At 59.3% G+C, this 18,395-nt stretch carries 14 protein-coding genes; 7 read left to right on the top strand and 7 right to left on the bottom strand.

The features are described 5' to 3' along the window. The 6 genes from A3754_RS01240 to gyrA form a co-directional block, all read right to left on the bottom strand. On the bottom strand, positions 1-284 hold a 284-nt coding region (locus A3754_RS01240), incomplete at its 3' end, for a d(CMP) kinase (protein ID WP_197468354.1). Further along, positions 281-2,539, bottom strand: a complete 2,259-nt coding sequence (locus A3754_RS01235) for a bifunctional prephenate dehydrogenase/3-phosphoshikimate 1-carboxyvinyltransferase (protein ID WP_063518642.1) — start codon at positions 2,537-2,539, stop codon at positions 281-283. The genes A3754_RS01240 and A3754_RS01235, both read right to left, overlap by 4 nt. Positions 2,540-2,664: 125 nt before the next feature. Next, positions 2,665-3,777 (bottom strand): histidinol-phosphate transaminase, encoded by a 1,113-nt coding sequence (gene hisC / locus A3754_RS01230; RefSeq protein ID WP_063518641.1) that lies wholly within the window; start codon positions 3,775-3,777, stop codon positions 2,665-2,667. A gap of 141 nt (positions 3,778-3,918) precedes the next feature. Beyond that, positions 3,919-5,001, bottom strand: coding sequence for a prephenate dehydratase (pheA, locus tag A3754_RS01225; protein WP_063518640.1), 1,083 nt, complete (start codon positions 4,999-5,001; stop codon positions 3,919-3,921). A gap of 180 nt (positions 5,002-5,181) precedes the next feature. Then, positions 5,182-6,264 carry a 3-phosphoserine/phosphohydroxythreonine transaminase gene (gene serC / locus A3754_RS01220; protein WP_063518639.1) on the bottom strand — a complete coding sequence of 361 codons (1,083 nt, stop codon included), beginning with the start codon at positions 6,262-6,264 and terminating at the stop codon, positions 5,182-5,184. A gap of 104 nt (positions 6,265-6,368) precedes the next feature. Then, complete coding sequence (gene gyrA / locus A3754_RS01215) at positions 6,369-9,125, bottom strand: DNA gyrase subunit A (RefSeq protein ID WP_063518638.1); 2,757 nt, start codon at positions 9,123-9,125, stop codon at positions 6,369-6,371. 380 nt (positions 9,126-9,505) lie between these two features. Here gyrA and A3754_RS01210 point away from each other — a divergent pair, with 380 nt between their 5' ends. The 7 genes from A3754_RS01210 to A3754_RS01180 all read left to right on the top strand — a co-directional run bounded on the left by A3754_RS01210 (position 9,506) and on the right by A3754_RS01180 (position 17,272). Continuing rightward, positions 9,506-10,837 (top strand): TRZ/ATZ family hydrolase, encoded by a 1,332-nt coding sequence (locus A3754_RS01210; protein WP_063518637.1) that lies wholly within the window; start codon positions 9,506-9,508, stop codon positions 10,835-10,837. Then, complete coding sequence (gene ubiG, locus A3754_RS01205) at positions 10,830-11,630, top strand: bifunctional 2-polyprenyl-6-hydroxyphenol methylase/3-demethylubiquinol 3-O-methyltransferase UbiG (RefSeq protein ID WP_063518636.1); 801 nt, start codon at positions 10,830-10,832, stop codon at positions 11,628-11,630. The genes A3754_RS01210 and ubiG overlap by 8 nt, the downstream gene beginning before the upstream one ends. After that, entirely contained in the window at positions 11,627-12,310 is a 684-nt protein-coding gene (locus A3754_RS01200; protein ID WP_231880434.1) for an HAD-IA family hydrolase, read from the top strand. The genes ubiG and A3754_RS01200 overlap by 4 nt, the downstream gene beginning before the upstream one ends. Positions 12,311-12,473: 163 nt before the next feature. After that, positions 12,474-13,241 carry a YciK family oxidoreductase gene (locus A3754_RS01195; RefSeq protein ID WP_063518635.1) on the top strand — a complete coding sequence of 256 codons (768 nt, stop codon included), beginning with the start codon at positions 12,474-12,476 and terminating at the stop codon, positions 13,239-13,241. Between the two features lie 279 nt (positions 13,242-13,520). Next, on the top strand, positions 13,521-14,690 hold the full coding sequence (locus A3754_RS01190) for a putative solute-binding protein (RefSeq protein ID WP_063518634.1): 1,170 nt from the start codon (positions 13,521-13,523) through the stop codon (positions 14,688-14,690). Between the two features lie 133 nt (positions 14,691-14,823). Further along, entirely contained in the window at positions 14,824-15,894 is a 1,071-nt protein-coding gene (locus A3754_RS01185; RefSeq protein ID WP_063518633.1) for a putative solute-binding protein, read from the top strand. A gap of 202 nt (positions 15,895-16,096) precedes the next feature. Then, entirely contained in the window at positions 16,097-17,272 is a 1,176-nt protein-coding gene (locus A3754_RS01180; protein WP_063518632.1) for a putative solute-binding protein, read from the top strand. Positions 17,273-17,385: 113 nt separating this feature from the next. Here the strand turns inward: A3754_RS01180 and A3754_RS01175 are convergent. Next, positions 17,386-18,395 (bottom strand): AarF/ABC1/UbiB kinase family protein (locus A3754_RS01175; RefSeq protein WP_063518631.1); only part of this gene is annotated, 1,010 nt, incomplete at its 5' end.

Here is an 18,395-nt window from a genome sequence, read left to right as displayed (position 1 = left end):
TCACCGACACTTTCCTGGCGGATAATATTGGAGACGTCCTCACCATCGAGGATCACCGCAGTGTGGCCTTGCTGCTCTACAAATCGCGCCGGCAAGGCCTTCGCCAGTGCAATCAATGCGGGCTCGTCATCCAGGGCAACCCCTTGATTCCTCGCATAATATCCCAGCACCCGGTAGAGCGCACCGGAGTCCAGAAGATGCCACCCCAGGCGAATCGCCACTAACCGGGCCACGGTGCCCTTGCCGGAGGAAACCGGCCCGTCAATCGTCAAAACAGGGGTCATTTCACCTCCAGCTTCAGGCCTGCATGGGTCGCCAACTGGGCGAACCCGGGGAAGCTGGTGGCCACGTTGGCACAATCATGAATGGTAATCGGGCCTGTCGCGCGCAGGGCCGCCATGGCAAAACTCATGGCGATGCGGTGATCACCGTGGGACTGGACCTCCCCACCACCGAACTCGCCCCCGGTGATACGAATGCCGTCTTCGAAGACTTCNTGGCTCACACCCAGCGCCGCCAGGCCATCGGCCATCACCTGGATGCGGTCGGATTCCTTCACCCGCAGCTCTTCCGCCCCGCGTAATATCGTCTCGCCTTCGGCGCAGGCCGCTGCGATGAAAATCGCCGGAAATTCGTCAATGGCCAGCGGCACCAGCGCTTCGGGGATCTCGATTCCCTTGAGCGGCGCCGCCTTGACGACCAGGTCTGCCACCGGCTCGCCGCCGGCATCTCGCTGATTTTCCAGGCGAATATCCGCCCCCATCAGTTTGAGAATATCGATCACACCGGTGCGAGTGGGGTTGATGCCCACGTGCGGCAAGGTCACTTCGCTGTCTGCCGCGATGGACGCGCCGACCAGGAAGAAGGCGGCCGACGAGATGTCCGCCGGCACTTCCAGGCTGCCGGCGGACAGTGTGCCACCGCCAGTCAGCGCGCTGGTGGGGCCGTCACGGCGCACCTCATAGCCAAAACCGCCCAGCATCCGCTCGGTATGGTCCCGGGTGGGCGCCGGTTCGGTCACCGACGTTTCTCCTTCGGCATACAAGCCACCCAGCAGAACTGCCGATTTTACCTGGGCGGAGGCCATTGGCAGGTCGTAATGGAAGCCCTTGAGGGGCTGACCACCGCGAATGCGCACCGGGGGACGCCCCTGCTCGCCTGTGGTGATCTGGGCGCCCATTTCCCGCAGCGGTTTGGCGACGCGCTCCATGGGGCGTTTGGACAGGGAGGCATCCCCGGTCAGCTCCACATCGAAGGCCTGGCCGGCCAGCAAGCCGGTCAGCAGGCGCATGGAGGTGCCCGAGTTGCCCATGTACAACGCTTTTCCCGGTGCCTTGAGGCCATGCAGCCCCACCCCGTGAATCGTCACCTGGCCGTTATGGGGGCCTTCAATCACCACCCCCATGTCGCGGAACGCCTGCAGGGTCGCCAGGGCATCTTCCCCTTCCAGAAAGCCTTCTACCTGGGTCACCCCTTCTGCCAGCGAACCAAGCATGATGGAGCGATGGGACATGGATTTGTCGCCGGGCACGCGCAGGCGGCCCTGTAGCTGACCACCCGGTGTGACCACAAAAGTGGGATTCCGGCCGGCGTCATTACTGTCTGTCATGGTTACGTCGTCACCTGCACACTGAACATGGTGGGCGCGCGTATAGGAGGTGCGCCCGTTCATAGCCAAAAAATGGGCCCGGGCGGTGTTCGCCCGAGTCATGATGCCCATCAGGGCATCGGAATCTTCATTTTCCACTGCCTGGCGGAAGCGGCCGATGCCATCGCTGAACTGGTCCAGCGCCTGCAGCAAGGCCGCCTTGTTTTCACGAAAGATGTCGTGCCACATCACCGGATCGGAGCTGGCAATGCGGGTGAAGTCGCGAAAACCGCCGGCAGCATAACGGAAGATCTCGGTGGAATCTCCCTGCCTGGCCAGCGTATCCACCAGCGAGAACGCCAACAGATGTGGCAAATGGCTGGTTTCTGCCAGGACCTGGTCGTGGTAATCCGGCGACATCTGCAGCACTTCGGCGCCCATGGCCGTCCAGGTGGCGCGCACTTTGGCTGTGGCCGCCGGGTCGGTGTCGTCCGTGGGCGTCAGAATCACGCGGTGATCCTGATACAGGGTGGCGTCGGCGGCGGTCACCCCGCTCTTTTCCTTGCCGGCAATGGGATGGCCGGGCACGAAGCGGGAATAATGCTCCCCCAGGGTCTCACGAGCGGCGGTGATCACATTGCCTTTTACACTGCCGCCGTCGGTGACGATGGCAGTGCGCGACAACCCCGGCTTGAGCGCCGCCAGCACCTTGCCCATGGCGGACACCGGAGTGGACACGAACACCAGGTCCGCGCCTTTTACCGCTTCCGCCAGATCCTGACTGCCGTCGTCGACCACCCCCAGGGCAATGCCCTGCTCCAGGGTACGCGCCGAGCGGGAGCCGGCCACAATGGAGCCGGCCAGACCATTTTCCCGGGCGGCAGCGGCAAAGGAGCCGCCGATCAAGCCCAGGCCGATGATGGCGATGCGATTGAAGAGTGGTTCAGACATTCGAGCGCCCACCTTCCTCTGTAGGAGCGCCGTTCAGGGCGCGAACCTGCTTGCGATAGGCCGTGCCAAGTACGGTTCGCGCCCTGAACGGCGCTCCTACAGGGGCAAACACCAACGGCTTGACGTTACTCATCCGCCATATCCCGCAGCACATGTTTGAGCGCATCCAGAAAGCGTTCATTTTCGCGGCTGGTGCCCACGGTCACGCGCAAATGGTTGGGCATGCCGTAGCCACCCAGCGGACGCACGATCACCCCCTGCCTCAACAAGCCTTCATAGACCGGCATGGCGTCACGGCCACAATCAAAAGCAATGAAGTTGGCCACGGAGGGAATCTGCTCAAGATGCAGTTTCTGCAGGCCTTCGGCGATCTGCACCAGGCCAGCGGTGTTTTCACTGCGGGAGTTCTCGATGTGATCGTCATCCTGAAGGGCCGCTTCCGCCGCCACCTGGGCCGGCGTATTCACATTGAACGGCTGGCGCACGCGATTCAGCACATCGGCAATCTGCGGGCTGGAAATGCCATAACCCACCCGCAGTCCAGCCAGGCCGTAGATCTTGGAGAAGGTGCGGGTAACAACCAGGTTCGGGTACTTGGCCAGTCGCTCAATACCATTCGGATAGTGGCTTTCTTCCACGTACTCCACGTAGGCCTCATCCAGCACCACGATCACCCGCTCGGGAATCCGTGACAGGAACTCGTCCAGGGCATGGGTGTTAAACCAGGTGCCGGTGGGGTTGTTGGGGTTCGCCACGAAGATGACCCGGGTGCGCTCGGTCACCGCTTCCGCCATGGCCGCCAGGTCGTGGCCAAACAAATTGGACGGCACCTGCACCGGTTTGGCGTTGCAGGCCAGGGTTACAATCGGGTACACCGCAAAAGCGTATTCGGAAAAAACTGCTTCGTCGCCTTCCTGCAGGTAGGCCCGGGCAATCAGGTCCAGCACATCGTTGGAGCCGTTGCCCAGTGTCAGCTGCGCGCTGTCCACACCCAGCTTCGCCGACAGCGCAGCTTTCAGAGAAAACGTGGCACCATCCGGATACAGATGCAGCTCGTGCAGATGCTTGAGGGCGCGCAACGCCTTGTGGCTCGCGCCCAGAGGATTCTCGTTACTGGCCAGTTTGACGATATCAGTGACGCCCAGCTCACGCTCCAGTTCCTCGATGGGCTTGCCCGGTTCGTAGGGCTTGAGCTGCTGGATACCGTTGTTGGCGAGTTTGATGTAGTCGCAGGTCATGATGTGGGGACTCCCTTTACACCCTGGTTGCCAGCCCTTGCCACCGGGGTTATCTGATCGGGGTCAGACGTCTGAAGTCGGACGTCCGACGCAAAAACCGCAAAGCGTCCGACGTCAGACATCCGACGTCAGACCCGGATTTTATAAAACCGCCTTGGGATACGAGCCCAGCAGCTTGATGGTATTTCCCGCAGCTTCCAGTTTGTCCAGCACCGCCTGCAGGGTGGCGTCTTCCTTGTGGCCTTCGCAGTCCACGAAGAATACATAGCTCCAGTTGGCGGTCCGCGAGGGGCGGGATTCCAGGCGGGTCAGGTTGATGCCTTCGTCCCGGAAGGGGGACAGCACTTCGTACAACAACCCCGGGCGATTTTTGCCACTGATCATCAGGCTGGTCTTGTCGCAGCCGGAGGCCGGCGTGTCCTGGCGACCGATGATAATGAAACGGGTGGTGTTGTCCGGGCGGTCTTCAATGTTGCGTTGTACGGCAATGAGGCCATACAACTCTTCCGCCATTTCCCCGGCAATGGCCAGGGCATTCCACTCGTCTTTCAAGCGGCGGGCCGCTTCGGCATTGGAGCTGACCGCGATCCGCTCCACGCCGGGCATGTGGGCGTCCAGCCACTGACGACACTGGGCCAGCGTTTGCTGATGGGAGTACACACGGGTCACCTTGTCCTGGCGAGTATGCTCACCGGCCAGCAGGTGATGGTGAATGCGCAGCTCTACTTCCCCACAGATTTTAAGACTGGAGGTCATGAAGGTGTCCAGGGTGTGGTTCACCACCCCTTCAGTGGAGTTTTCTACTGGCACCACGCCGTAGTTGGCAGCACCGGATTCCACTTCACGGAACACTTCATCGATGGCACCCAGCGGCAGACTCTCCACTGCATGACCAAAATGCTTAAGCGCGGCCTGCTGGGTAAAGGTGCCTTCCGGTCCCAGAAACGCCACCTTCATGCGCTGTTCCAGTGCCAGGCAGGCACTCATCACTTCCCGGAAAAAGCGTGCCATGGTTTCGCCATCCAGCGGCCCCTGGTTACGCTCTTTCACCCGACGCAGCACCTGGGCTTCACGCTCAGGCCGGTAGAAAACCGGGTTGGGATCGGTGGCCGTTTTCACCTCGGCCACTTTATGGGCCAGGGTGGCGCGCTCGTTGAGCAGGTCCTGAAGTTTTTGATCCAGCTCATCGATCTGGTTACGCAAGTTGTCCAGGGAATCGGTCATATTGCCCTCGCAAGCACGCTGCACGCTTCACGCAACACGCGAACAGGCGTGGGAGCGTTGGTTACGATCTGGCGCCAACCGTTCAAATTCATTGTCCTACCCACCTTTTCAAACAATTCACTGCGCTTCCCGTTACTGCAACCCTGCCAGGCATGGCGTGGTGCATGGTGCGTGAGGCGTCTAGGCGTTCTTTTTCTCAAACTCTGCCATAAAGGCAATAAGCGCATCCACCGCCGCTTCCGGCACCGCGTTATAGATGCTGGCGCGCATGCCACCCACGCTGCGGTGGCCTTTGAGATTCAGCAGGCCAGCTGCCTGCGCCTGATCCAGAAAGGGTTTATCAAGCCGATCGTCTGCCAGCACAAAAGGGACATTCATGCGGCTGCGACTGATGACCTCTACCGGATTGCTGTACAGGCCACTGTTATCAATAAAACCATACAGCTTTTCCGCCTTGCGCTGGTTAATTTCGCCCATGTTGCCCACGCCGCCCTGCTTTTTCAGCCAGGAGAACACCAGGCCTGACAGGTACCAGGCATAGGTGGGTGGGGTGTTGTACATGCTGCCGTTGTCGGCATGGATCTGGTAATTGAGCATGGCGGGCACATTGGCGCCGGCCTTGCCAAGCAGGTCCTTGCGAACGATGACCAGAGTCAGGCCGGCCGGGCCAATATTCTTCTGGGCACCGGCATAAATCAGCCCGTACTGGTTCACATCCACTGGCCGGGACAGGATGGTAGAGCTCATGTCTGCCACCAGCGGGGTGTCGCCCACCGCCGGTACAAAGCTGTATTCCAGGCCGCCAATGGTTTCATTGGGGCAGTAATGCACATAGGCCGGGTTATCAGACAGGGCCCAACTGTCCTGCGGCGGCACGGTACTGAAGTTGGTGTCTTCACTGCTGGCCGCCACGTTGATATTGCCGTAGCGGCCGGCTTCCTTGATAGCTTTCCTGGACCACTGCCCGGTGTTGATGTAATCCGCCGTTTGCCCTTCACCCAACAGATTCATGGGGACCATGGCAAACTGGCTGGACGCCCCGCCCTGCAGGAACAACACCGCATAATCATCGCTGATGCCCATGAGGTCACGCAGGTCTTTCTCGGCCTGCTCGGCAATCTCCACAAAGACGTTATCGCGGTGGCTCATTTCCATGATGGAAAGGCCCAGGCCCCGATAATCGAGCATTTCCTGTTGGGCCTGTTCGAGTACCGCCTGCGGCAACGCCGCCGGACCTGCACAGAAGTTATAGGCGCGGGACATGCATGTTCTCCGTCTAATCAAAGAAGCCCGGCGAAACCGGGCTCGGGGTTGGCTGGTTTTGCGTCGGACGTCCGACGTCTGACGTCCGACGCGTTAAAACCGGTTTATTCCTCGGCGTCGTCGGAGGCGTCAGACTCCGGTGCTTCCGGGGTCACTTCCCCCTCCAGCACCTCGCCGTCTTCACCTTCCTCTTCCTCGACACCTTCCAGCTCGGGGATGGTGGCCAGACCACACAGAGCCTCGCCATCGGCCAGGCGGATCAGGCGAACACCCTGGGTGTTACGGCCCGACGTACTCACCTGATTGACACCGGTACGCACCAGGGTGCCCTGGTTGGAAATCAGCATGATGTCTTCTTCGCCGAACACCTGGGTGGCACCGACCAGCTCACCATTTCGCTCGTTGATCACCATGGCAATCACGCCCTGGCCACCACGCCCCTTGGTGGGGTAATCGGTGAGCGGAGTACGTTTGCCGTAACCGTGCTCGGAGGCAGTGAGGATCTGGCCATCTTCTTCCGGCACGATCAGGGAAATAACGTCCACCCCTTCGGCCAGCTTGATGCCACGCACACCACGGGCCAGACGGCTCATGACTCGCACCTTGGACTGATGGAAACGCACCGCCTTGCCGTTGCGGGCAACCAGCATGATGTCTTCGTGGCCCTGGGTAATGGCCACGTTCACCAGATGCTCGCCTTCCTGCAATTTCACCGCGATCAGACCGGAGCTGCGCGGACGGGCGAAGTTGGCCAGCGCAGTCCGCTTGACGATACCGCTGGAGGTGGCCATGAAGATAAAGGGTCCGGGAACGGTATCGGTTACCGCCTCGGCTTCACCTTCGACCTCACTATCCACTTCGTCTTCAATAACGTCCGCCGCATCATCTGCATCGGCAACGTCTTCTTCACCACCCGCTTTCTGCTGGCGCACCATTTCCGCGTCCAGACGCAGAATGGCCGTAATGCGCTCTTCATTACCCAGTGCCGGCAACAAATTCACAATCGGTTTGCCGCGCGATGCCCGGCCGCCCTGGGGCAGCTCAAAGGTACGCAGCCAGAACACCTTGCCGGCATCGGTAAACAGCAACAGGGTATCGTGGGTGCCGGCCACCAGCAGGTGCTCGACATAGTCTTCGTCTTTCAGCTGCCCGGTGGACTTGCCACGACCACCACGCTTCTGGGCGCGATAGGTGTCGATGGGCTGCATCTTGGCGTAACCGCCGTTGGACAGGGTCACCACCACGGTTTCTTCGGCGATCAGGTCTTCCATGCTGAAGTCCTGACGGGAGGCCACGATTTCGGAACGACGCTCGTCGGCATACTCCTCACGCACCGCCTGCAGTTCTTCGCGGATCACTTCCATCAGACGCTCGGGGTTACCGAGGATCTTCAGCAATTCAGCGATCTGCTCCAGTAGCTCCTGGTAGTCGCTGATCAGTTTTTCCCGTTCCAGCCCGGTGAGCTTCTGCAAACGCAGATCGAGAATCGCCTGGGCCTGTTCCGGGCTCAGGTAATAGAGGTCTTCGCGCAGACCGTACTGCTCTTCCAGTCCGTCCGGGCGAGCCGCGTTTTCGCCGCCGGCTCGCTCCAGCATCTGCAGTACATCACCGGGCTTCCAGCCCTTGTCCAGCAGCTTGGCTTTCGCCTCGGCGCCGCTGGGGGAAGCCTTGATCAGCTCGATAACCGGATCGATGTTGCTCAGGGCAACCGCCAGACCTTCCAGCAGATGGGCCTTTTCACGGGCCTTGCGCAGCTCGAACACGGTGCGACGTGTCACCACTTCCCGGCGGTGGCGGATAAAGGCATCCAGCAGCTCGCGCAGGTTAAGAATCTTCGGCTGACCGTCTACCAGTGCCACGGTATTGATACCGAATACCGATTCCATCTGGGTCTGCTGGTAGAGGTTGTTGAGCACCACCTCGGCATTCTCGCCACGGCGCAGCTCGATCACGATGCGCATACCTTCCTTGTCGGACTCGTCGCGCAGTTCAGTGATGCCTTCAATTTTCTTGTCTTTCACCAGCTCGGCGATCTTCTCGATCAAGCGTGCCTTGTTCACTTGATAGGGAATCTCGGTGACGATGATGGCTTCTTTGCCGCTCTTGTCGGTGGCCTCGATCTCGGCGCGGGCACGCATATACACCCGGCCACGGCCAGTGCGGTAAGCCTGCACGATACCGGCGCGGCCATTGATGATGCCTGCGGTGGGGAAATCCGGGCCCTTGATGTATTCCATCAGGTCGTCCGGGGTCAGGCTATCGTCATCAATCAGCGCCAGACAGCCATCCACCACTTCACCCAGATTATGAGGCGGGATATTCGTGGCCATGCCCACGGCAATACCGGAAGAGCCGTTCACCAGCAGGTTGGGCACCCGGGTGGGCATCACATCGGGAATTTTTTCCGTGCCGTCGTAGTTGTCGACGAAATCCACGGTTTCCTTGTCCAGATCGGCCAGCAGCTCGTGGGCAATCTTGGCCATGCGCACTTCGGTATAACGCATGGCAGCGGCGGAGTCACCGTCGATGGAACCAAAGTTACCCTGGCCATCCACCAGCATATAGCGCAGGGAAAAAGGCTGCGCCATCCGCACGATAGTGTCATACACCGCGGAATCACCGTGGGGGTGGTATTTACCAATCACATCACCGACCACACGGGCGGACTTCTTGTAGGGCTTGTTCCAGTCGTTGTTCAACTCGTGCATGGCAAACAGCACACGGCGGTGCACCGGCTTGAGGCCATCGCGCACGTCCGGCAACGCCCGCCCGACGATTACGCTCATGGCGTAATCCAGGTATGACTGCTTGAGTTCGTCTTCGATGTTGACCGGGGTAACTTCTCTGGCGAGATCCGTCATAGCGATCCTTACTATCCACAAGGTGTTGGGAAAGCCCCTGCGGCTTCCCCAAGCCGGCCCGTCTGAGGGCCGATTTCACGGGATGCCCATGGCCGCCCGTGCAGTCTGTTCTTATAGGCAGTGGAATTTCAGGGGGCAGACACCCTGCCCGGCCCCACTGCCGTCGCGAATTCCGGTTAACAAAGCCCGGAAAAGCCCCGGATGATAGCACAGCTGGACGGTATCGGCGCCATATCCGCGTCGATCCTCACAAGATGGCTTTTCGACTCCGGTCCGCGAGACCTTTATCGTCACGCAGTCAGGGCAAGATCTGCATTGACACGCTATACTGCGTCGCACTATTCAGGGCCACAGGCCCCTGTTCCATCAAGGAGTTATGCATGAGCGACAATCAGGCCGACCTGATCGTCCACGCCCGCTGGATCGCCCCCGTCGACCCGCAGGGCACAGTACTGGAAAACCACGCCCTGGTGGTCAAGGACGGCCGCATTGCCGACTTGCTGCCCAGCGCCCTGGCCAACGAAAAGTGGCGCAGCGACGAGCAACAGCATCTGGGTGATCACCTGCTGATCCCCGGCCTGGTCAATGCCCATACCCACGCCGCCATGAACCTGCTACGCGGCATCGCCGATGACCTGCCCCTGATGACCTGGCTGGAAAAGCATATCTGGCCCGCCGAAGGGCGCTTTATCAGCGAGAGCTTTGTGTACGACGGCACCCGGCTGGCAGCGGCGGAAATGATCCGCTCCGGCACCACCTGCTTTGCCGACATGTACTTCTTCCCCGCCCATGCAGCCCGCGCCACCGTGGAAGCCGGCCTGCGCGCCAGCCTGTTCTGTCCTTTGCTGGATTTCCCCAGCCCCATGGGCTCCGGCCCGGAGGACTACCTGCGCCTGGCCACCGACGCCATGGACGAATGGCAGCATGAACCACGCATTCAGATCGGGTTTGGCCCCCACGCCCCCTACACCGTGTCCGATGCACCGCTGCAAAAGGTGATCACCCTGGCCGAAGAACTGGATGTGCCCGTGATGATGCACGTGCATGAAACCGCCGGCGAAATCCAGATGGCCGTGGGCAACACTGGCGAGCGCCCGCTCACCCGCCTGCATAATCTGGGACTGTTGTCTCCGCGCCTGCTGGCCGTGCACATGACCCAGCTCACCGATGAAGAAATCGCCCTGGTCGCCCAGACCGGCACTCACGTGGTGCACTGCCCGGAATCCAACCTGAAGCTGGCCAGCGGCTTTGCCCCCGTGGAAAAACTGCGCAAGGCCAACATCAACGTGGCACTGGGCACCGACGGCGCCGCCAGTAACAACGATCTGGATATGCTCGGTGAGGCCCGCACCGCCGCGTTTCTGACCAAGGGCGTGAGTCTGCAGGCCGATGCCCTGCCCGCCATGGAAACACTGAGAATGGCCACCCTGAATGGCGCCAAGGCACTGGGCCGTGACGACGATATCGGTTCCCTGGAAATTGGCAAGCAGGCCGACATGGTGGCCGTGGATCTGAACCGACTGGAAACCCAACCGGTCTATGACCCGGTGGCCCAGTTGATTTATGCCGCCACCCGCGACCAGATCACCCATACCTGGGTGGGAGGCCGCTGCCTGATGGACGACCGCAAGCTGACCACCCTCAATGAAGCCCTGATTCTCAACAATGCCCAGCAGTGGCAGGAAAAAATTGCCGGAGCCGACCGTGACTGAACAACAAGCCCAGACTCACTCCTCCAAACAGAACGTAGACGCGGGTGAAATCGCCAAGTTCAATGCCCTGGCCGAGCAGTGGTGGGACCCGAATTCCCAGTTCCGCCCGCTGCATGACATCAACCCCCTGCGCCTGAACTATATCGACGAGCGCGTCAGCCTGCCGGGCAAGAAAGTCATCGACATCGGTTGCGGCGGCGGCCTGCTTTCCGAAGGCATGGCCCGCCGTGGTGCTGACGTGACCGGCATCGACATGGGCGAAGCGCCACTGGCTGTGGCACGCATTCATGCGGAACAGGCCGGCGTGGCGGTGGAATACCTGCAAACCCCGGCAGAACAGATCGCCGAACAGCGCGCCGGTCAATATGACGTGGTGACCTGTCTGGAAATGCTGGAACACGTGCCAGACCCATCCTCGGTCATCCGCGCTTGCGCGGCCCTGGTCAAACCTGGCGGGCAGGTGTTCTTCAGCACCATCAACCGCAACCCCAAGGCGTTCATGTTTGCCATTGTCGGGGCGGAATATGTGCTGCGCCTGCTGCCCCGTGGCACCCACGAATACGCCAAACTGATCAAGCCATCCGAGCTGGCCGGCTGGGCCCGCGATGCCGGGCTGGAAGTCAAAGACACTGCCGGCATGGTCTACAACCCGCTAACGCAGGTGTACAAGCTGAACCGGGATGTATCCGTGAACTATCTGATGCACGCGGTAAAAACGCCAAACGCCGAACGCCAGACGCCTGACGAATCCACCTCGCCGTCTGGCGTCAAGCATCAGGCGTCAAGCCAATGATGGAACGCCTTGAAGCCGTTTACTTCGATCTCGACGGCACCCTGATCGATACCGCTCCGGATTTTTATACGGTGCTGAACACCTTGTTGAAAAAACACGGCCGCCCGGAAGTGACTTACTCTGCCGTGCGCGCCAACGTCTCCAATGGCGCTCGCGCACTCACCGAGCTGGGTTTTGGTGTCGGGCCGGACGATGCCAGTTTCGCGCCCTTGCTGGACGAACTGCTCAATGCCTACGAACGGCACCTGGCCGTGGATACCGTGCTGTTTGCCGGCCTGGCCGAGGTGCTCGCCTGGCTCGACGCCCAACAGCTGCCCTGGGGCATCGTCACCAACAAACCTGCCCGCTTTACCGGCCCGGTCCTGGAAGGGCTCAACCTCCACCAACGGGTGGGACCCGTCATCTGTCCGGACCACGTCAAACAGCGCAAACCGGATCCGGAAGGCCTGCTGATCGCGGCCCACGATGACAACGTCAACCCGGCCAACTGCTTGTATGTGGGCGATCACCTGAGGGATATTCAGGCCGGCCAGAACGCGGGAATGGAAACCGCCGTGGCCGCCTTCGGCTATATCGACGCGGACGACGATCCCCGTTGCTGGCAGGCCGATTATTATCTGGAACAAGGCAGCGACCTGCTGCCGCTTTTGCAGAAACTCTACGAGAAAACCACACACTAACCGTAGGGCGGAAGTGGGCCAATTATTCGCCCCCGCCATCAGCCAGCGTCACAACGGCCAGGCTTATGTGCCACACATGTGACTCGCGCGGATTTCCGCCCTACGATTAAACGCATACGGCGTCAGGCATCACGCCTGCAGCACAAGAAACACAGGAACCACCATGACCGACATCCAGCAACTCGCCCTCAACTACCAATGCGCTCAAGACACGTTCAAAGACCGCATTATTCTTGTCACTGGCGCCGGCGCCGGCATCGGCCGCACCGCCGCACTCACACTGGCGGCCCATGGCGCCACGGTGATCCTGCTGGGGCGCACCCAGGAAAAACTGGAAGCGGTTTACGATGAAATCAAAGCCGCTGGCGGGCCGGAACCCGCCCTGGCGCCGGTCAACCTGACGGTCGCCCGCCCGGAAGATTTCCAGGAACTGGCCGGCCTGTTCGACAAGGAATTCGGCCGCCTGGACGGCATTCTCCACAACGCCTCCATGCTCGGTGATATCACCCCCATGGACCGCTATGGTGCCGGCACCTGGGAGTCTGTCATGCAGACCAATGTGAACAGCGCTTTCTACCTGACCCAGGCCATGCTGCCTCTGCTGCGCGCCAGCGACGATGCCCGCTTGCTGTTCACGTCCTCCAGTGTGGGCCGCAAGGGCCGTGCATTCTGGGGCGCCTATGCGGTTTCCAAAGCGGCCACCGAAAACCTGGCCCAGGTGCTGGCGGAAGAACTGGAAAACACCAGCAATATTCGCGTCAACACTCTCAACCCCGGCGGCACCCGCACAGATATGCGTGCCCTTGCCTATCCAGGCGAAGACCCGCAGACACTGAAAACCCCGGCTGACATCATGGCGCCCTATCTGTTTTTGCTGGGGCCAGACAGCCGCGACGTCAACGGGGCGTCCATCGACGCACAGCCTAAGTAAAAACCATGAGTTGAAAGTGAAAAGTTGAAAAGGCGCGATCAGGTTTGGAGCGCCCCTGTCCGGTCCAGTGCCTGAGGCCAAATGCAGCGCGGGCACTGGACTGAAATGCCCCCGGCTCTGCCCCCGTTTCAACTTTGAGCTTTCAAATCGCCCACCATTGACCCCTTCGCCGCTGCTTGCCGTAACGCGGTCACCCTCTGCGCAAAAGCCCTCCCCTATCCGGCAACAGCATGCTAATTGTAACGCTCATAACAAGAATGCCGCGTCAGGGAGACCACCATGCGCACCACCACCACACTTTTCTTTCTCGTCAGCCTGCTGTGCTCCTCACTCAGCGCGGCCACATTGACGGACGCCCAGAAAACTCAACTCAAGGCATTGCTACCTGGCGTGACCCTGAGCGACAGCACCCTGGAGAAACTCGAAGACGTCTTTTATACCCGCGACATGCCTGTGCGCAGCCGACTCAAGGCCATCAGCCAGATGGTTGGCCTTGATCAGATGCCCGCTGGCAGTACCCTGAAGCGCACTATCTGTATCTGGGATATTGGCGGGCGTAATGGCCCCGTCTTCAATGCCGCCATGGAGCAGAGGGCGCTGGCAGTGGAGTACGGCATCAACCTGGATATGGTGCCCTACACCAACGAAACGGTGATGGTGGAAGAATTCAAGGCTGGTCGCTGTGATGCGGCATTAATGAGCGGCTTGCGGGCACGTCAGTTCAATCTTTACAGCGGCAGCGTGGACGCCATTGGTGCCGTACCTGACAACCAGCATATGCAAACCCTGTTGCAGGTGCTCTCTCATCCGAAACAAGCCGGACACATGGTGCAAGGCGATTACGTGGTAATGGGCATTTACCCAGCCGGCGCGGCCCACATTTTTGTTAACGACCGCAGCATCAGCTCGCTGGCCAAGGCCGCCGGCCACCGTGTGGCCGTGCTCGATTACGACCAGACCCAGGCAGAAATGGTGGCCGCCATCGGTGCCACCCCGGTCACCACCGACATTGTTTCCGCTCCGAACAAATTCAACAATGGCCAGATTGATATCCTCCCGGCCCCCCTCGTTGCCTACGAAATTCTGGAACTGTACAAAGGCATGAGCCCGGATGGCGGCATTGTCGATTACCCACTAACGCAACTGTCCATGCAGCTAATCGGCAGGCTGGACAAGTTCCCCAATGAAGTAGCGCAACTGATTCGTGAAGCCTCGTTTGAAGCCTACCCCATGGTAATGAGCCGTATTGAACAGGAAACCAAACGGGTACCTGACCGCTGGATGATTAACATCCCGGAAAAAGACAAACAGGAATACGAAGTGATGATGCAGGACGCCCGTGACGCGCTTCGCGGCCAGGGATATTACAGCGGCGACATGCTGACATTGCAGCGAAAAATTCGCTGCAAGTTCAACCCGGCCCGCTCTGAGTGCAGCATCACCCAGTAACCCCCTCCGGCAAGTCGCAACGCCTGCAACGAAGCGCCCTCCCGGGCGCTTCGTACAATTGTCATACAGGCGGTAAAACTTCGCCGAACAGCAACGTGCTATAAGCGTTTCATCAAATGACAAAGGATCGGTCATGGGGACGTTTCGATATCTATGTACGGCAGTGCTTCTTGTTGCTGCAGCCAATGCTTCAGCACTGACGCTTACCGACAAGCAACAACAGCAGTTGAAGCAGGCACGGCAGTCCATGGGGCTGGCAGAAGGGGAAAAACTCAAACGGCACATCTGCCTGTGGGACCTTTCCGGCCGATCCGGCCCCGTCTACAGCGGCGCCACCAATCTGCGCGTGGATTTGCTGCGCTACAATATTGATATCAGCCTGGAAGCGTTCACCAACGAAGGCGTGCTGGTCGCCTCGCTGAAAAACGGCCATTGCGATGCCGCCCTGATGAGTGGTTTCCGTGCTCGCCAATTCAACCGCTTCACAGGAAGCATCGATGCACTGGGCGCCCTGCCCACCCTGGAACATGTAAACCTGCTACTACGCACCCTGGCGCACCCGCAGCTGGCTGATAAAATGGTCAGCAATAAATACCAGACGCTGGCCATCACCCCTGCGGGCGCCGCCTACCTGTTCGTGAACGACCGCGCCCTGAACTCTCTAGGCAAGGTTGCCGGAAAAAAAGTGGCCGTACTGGACTTCGACCCCGGCCAGTCAAAGATGGTAACGCATATCGGCGCCACGCCCGTGGCCAGCACCCTGGCCACCGCGCCCAGTCAGTTCAACAACGGCAGCGTCGATGTTTTACCCGCTCCGCTGATCGCCTACCAGGCCCTGGAACTCTACAAAGGCATGGAACCGGCTGGCGGCATCGTTGACTATCCCATCGTGCAACTCACCGCACAGCTTATTGCCCACTCCGATCGTTTTCCGCCAGCGTTTTCCGCACTGATTCGCGAAATCGCCGCGGACAGCTTTCAATCCGTACAAGTCGCCCTGGAAAGAGAAGCCAAACGCATTCCTTCCCACTGGTGGATCCCTCTTCCTGATGACGAAAAACGGGATTACAACAGCATGATGCGCGACGCGCGCATAAAACTGCGGGATAGCGGCTATTATGACCCTACCATGCTGAGCATCATGAAACGTATCCGTTGCAACCTGGATGCCGGCCGTCCTGAATGCAGTCAGTCCACCGAATAAATAATAACCCGCTTTTTGTTCACGCCACTCGCCCCCCGCTCTCCGTACCGGCCGAGCCGCCCGATTGGCGGCACCGCCACCGGTACCGGCTGGCAAGCCAGCGACGCGCCGACCATTACCTGCCCACAATGCCGAAACAGTCATGCCGTAACCGGCCAACGCTGAATGCCAACAACAAACAATAATAGCCACGGAGGCTATCGTGCGATTTCTTCGTCACTTCATCCTTTTTTCCCTGCTGATCGGCAGCACGGCTCTCAACGCCGATGACACCCTTGATCTGACCCCCGCCCAACAGGCCGAACTGGAGCGCTTTGCACCCGGCGTGGAACTCACCCCCGCGCTGGCAGAAAAATTACGTGCCATTGCCTTCGACCAGAACCGCAGCCTGGATGATCGCATCAAGGCCATGCAGAAAGCCGCGGGCTTCAGCCAGGGAGAACCACTCAAACGGCGCATTTGTATTTGGGATATTGCTGGCCGTGCCGGGCCAATTTTCAAGGCTGCCGAAGACCAGCGTACGCGCCTGCTGCAATATGGTGTTGACCTGGATGTGCAGCCCTACACCAGCGAAAGCGTGGTTGCCGAAGATCTCAAGGCCGGCATTTGTGATGCTGCGCTTATTACCGGATTGCGGGGCCGTCAGTTCAACAAATACACCGGTACCATTGATGCTATCGGCGCGCTCCCTACCAAGGAGCACATGAAGATTTTGCTGCAAGTCCTGGCCAGCCCAAAGAGCGCCGACAAAATGGTGAGCGGTGAATATGTGATTTTGGGCCTGGCTCCAGCGGGTGGCGCTTATGTCTTCGTGAACGACAGAAGCATCAACACTCTTGCCAATGCAGCAGGAAAGCGTGTGGCTGTGCTTGATTACGACCCCACACAAGCTGAAATGGTCTCGCAAATCGGGGCAACACCGGTAGCGTCAGACATCGTGTCTGCACCCAATAAATTCAACAACGGCGTGGTGGATGTTCTGGCCGCCCCTCTGGTTGCCTACGAAGTCCTGGAACTCTACAAAGGCATGGAGCCGGACGGCGGCATCATTGATTACCCGCTGGCGCAAATCACCATGCAGCTAATCGGCCGCAAGGACAAATTCCCCAACGAAGTGGCACAACTGGTACGCGAAGAGTTCTACAACAGTTACCACCTGATCATGGAACGCCTGGAAATCGAAGCGGAAAAAGTACCGGAACACTGGATGATCCAGATTCCGCAGGAAGACAAAAAGGAATATGAAATCATGATGCAGGAAGCCCGCCTGCAACTACGCAACAAAGACTACTACGACGCCACCATGCTGACCCTGCAACGCAAGATCCGCTGTAAGCTGGACGCCAGCCGGGCGGAATGCAGCAATCCGGTGGAATGACAGCTACGAGTTTCGAAACTCGTTACTCGTCACTCGCATCAAGGCCCAAACAAAAAACCGTACCTTCGCAGGTACGGTTTTTTTTGTGGCTCATAGGTCGTAGCTTGATGCTATTAGTGCAGAAAGCCACCCGGCATTTCATCAATGGCACCAAACATGTCTACGCGGTTATCACTGAACATATCCATTTCTGGTGCCAGCACCTGCACATAGCGGTCGAAATACAGGAACTGCTTGAGCAACAGGGCAAATTCCCGCGGGAAACGAATGCCGTGGCTTTCACCAATCTTCACGATATCCATTAATAACCGATTCACTTCCTTGTCATTGCGATCCGCCTGCACCAGTGAAGACGGGTCCACCTGACCCAGCGAGCCTTGCAGCCCCTCAATGTCCCGGGCCAGCGCCGCCACATCCACCTCCTCACGGGTCATGCCAATCACTGCCATGGCTTCCGCCATCTGCCGGACATCGCCTCGGCCAATAGCATCAAAGAAGGTTGCCATGCCGTCCCAGGCTTCGCGCCGAATCCGCCCGACGATACCAAAATCGATGAACCCTACCCGACCATCCTCCAATAACATCAAATTGCCAGCATGCACATCCGCATGGAAGAAGTCGCACAGCATCAGGCTCGAGAACCAGGTGTTAAGCGCAGAAATCAGAGTGCCCGCCGGGTCATCGGTATACTTTTTCAGCACATTCATGTCCGTCAGAGGCACCCCAAAGAAGCGCTCCATTGTCAGGACTTTACCAGTGGTATGGGACATTACGGGCTCTGGCGCGATGGCCTGGGAATTGCCGGTATCACGCAAGAAGACGTTAAACGCCTTGAGATTACCCGCCTCCTTGATGAAGTCACACTCTTCCAGCATCCCCGCCTGCAGCTCTTCAATCACCCCCGAAATGGCGGAACGGGACAATCCCGGAGCCAACCGTTCGGTGATTCTGGCGGCGAAGTACAAAAAATTGAAATCCGTGAGTAAAACATTCTTCACTCCCGGGCGCTGAACCTTGATCACCACATCCTGACCATTCTTTAGTTTAGCCGCATGAACTTGAGCAATTGACGCACTGGCCAATGGTTTGGGGTCTACAAATTGATAAAGCGTCTCCAGGCTGT

Source organism: Alcanivorax sp. HI0083 (genome assembly GCF_001635175.1).
The sequence above is the reverse complement of the archived record's forward strand: the minus strand, read 5'-3'. Positions and strand labels throughout refer to the sequence as shown.

What these genes read in the sequence shown, in the direction of transcription:
- hisC (WP_063518641.1), bottom strand. Translation starts at nt 3,777, where the DNA reads ATGACCTGCGACTACATCAAACTCGCCAACAACGGTATCCAGCAGCTC.
- A3754_RS01195 (WP_063518635.1), top strand. Translation starts at nt 12,474, where the DNA reads ATGACCGACATCCAGCAACTCGCCCTCAACTACCAATGCGCTCAAGAC.
- A3754_RS01185 (WP_063518633.1), top strand. Translation starts at nt 14,824, where the DNA reads ATGGGGACGTTTCGATATCTATGTACGGCAGTGCTTCTTGTTGCTGCA.
- serC (WP_063518639.1), bottom strand. Translation starts at nt 6,264, where the DNA reads ATGTCCCGCGCCTATAACTTCTGTGCAGGTCCGGCGGCGTTGCCGCAG.
- gyrA (WP_063518638.1), bottom strand. Translation starts at nt 9,125, where the DNA reads ATGACGGATCTCGCCAGAGAAGTTACCCCGGTCAACATCGAAGACGAA.
- A3754_RS01210 (WP_063518637.1), top strand. Translation starts at nt 9,506, where the DNA reads ATGAGCGACAATCAGGCCGACCTGATCGTCCACGCCCGCTGGATCGCC.
- pheA (WP_063518640.1), bottom strand. Translation starts at nt 5,001, where the DNA reads ATGACCGATTCCCTGGACAACTTGCGTAACCAGATCGATGAGCTGGAT.
- A3754_RS01200 (WP_231880434.1), top strand. Translation starts at nt 11,627, where the DNA reads ATGATGGAACGCCTTGAAGCCGTTTACTTCGATCTCGACGGCACCCTG.
- A3754_RS01190 (WP_063518634.1), top strand. Translation starts at nt 13,521, where the DNA reads ATGCGCACCACCACCACACTTTTCTTTCTCGTCAGCCTGCTGTGCTCC.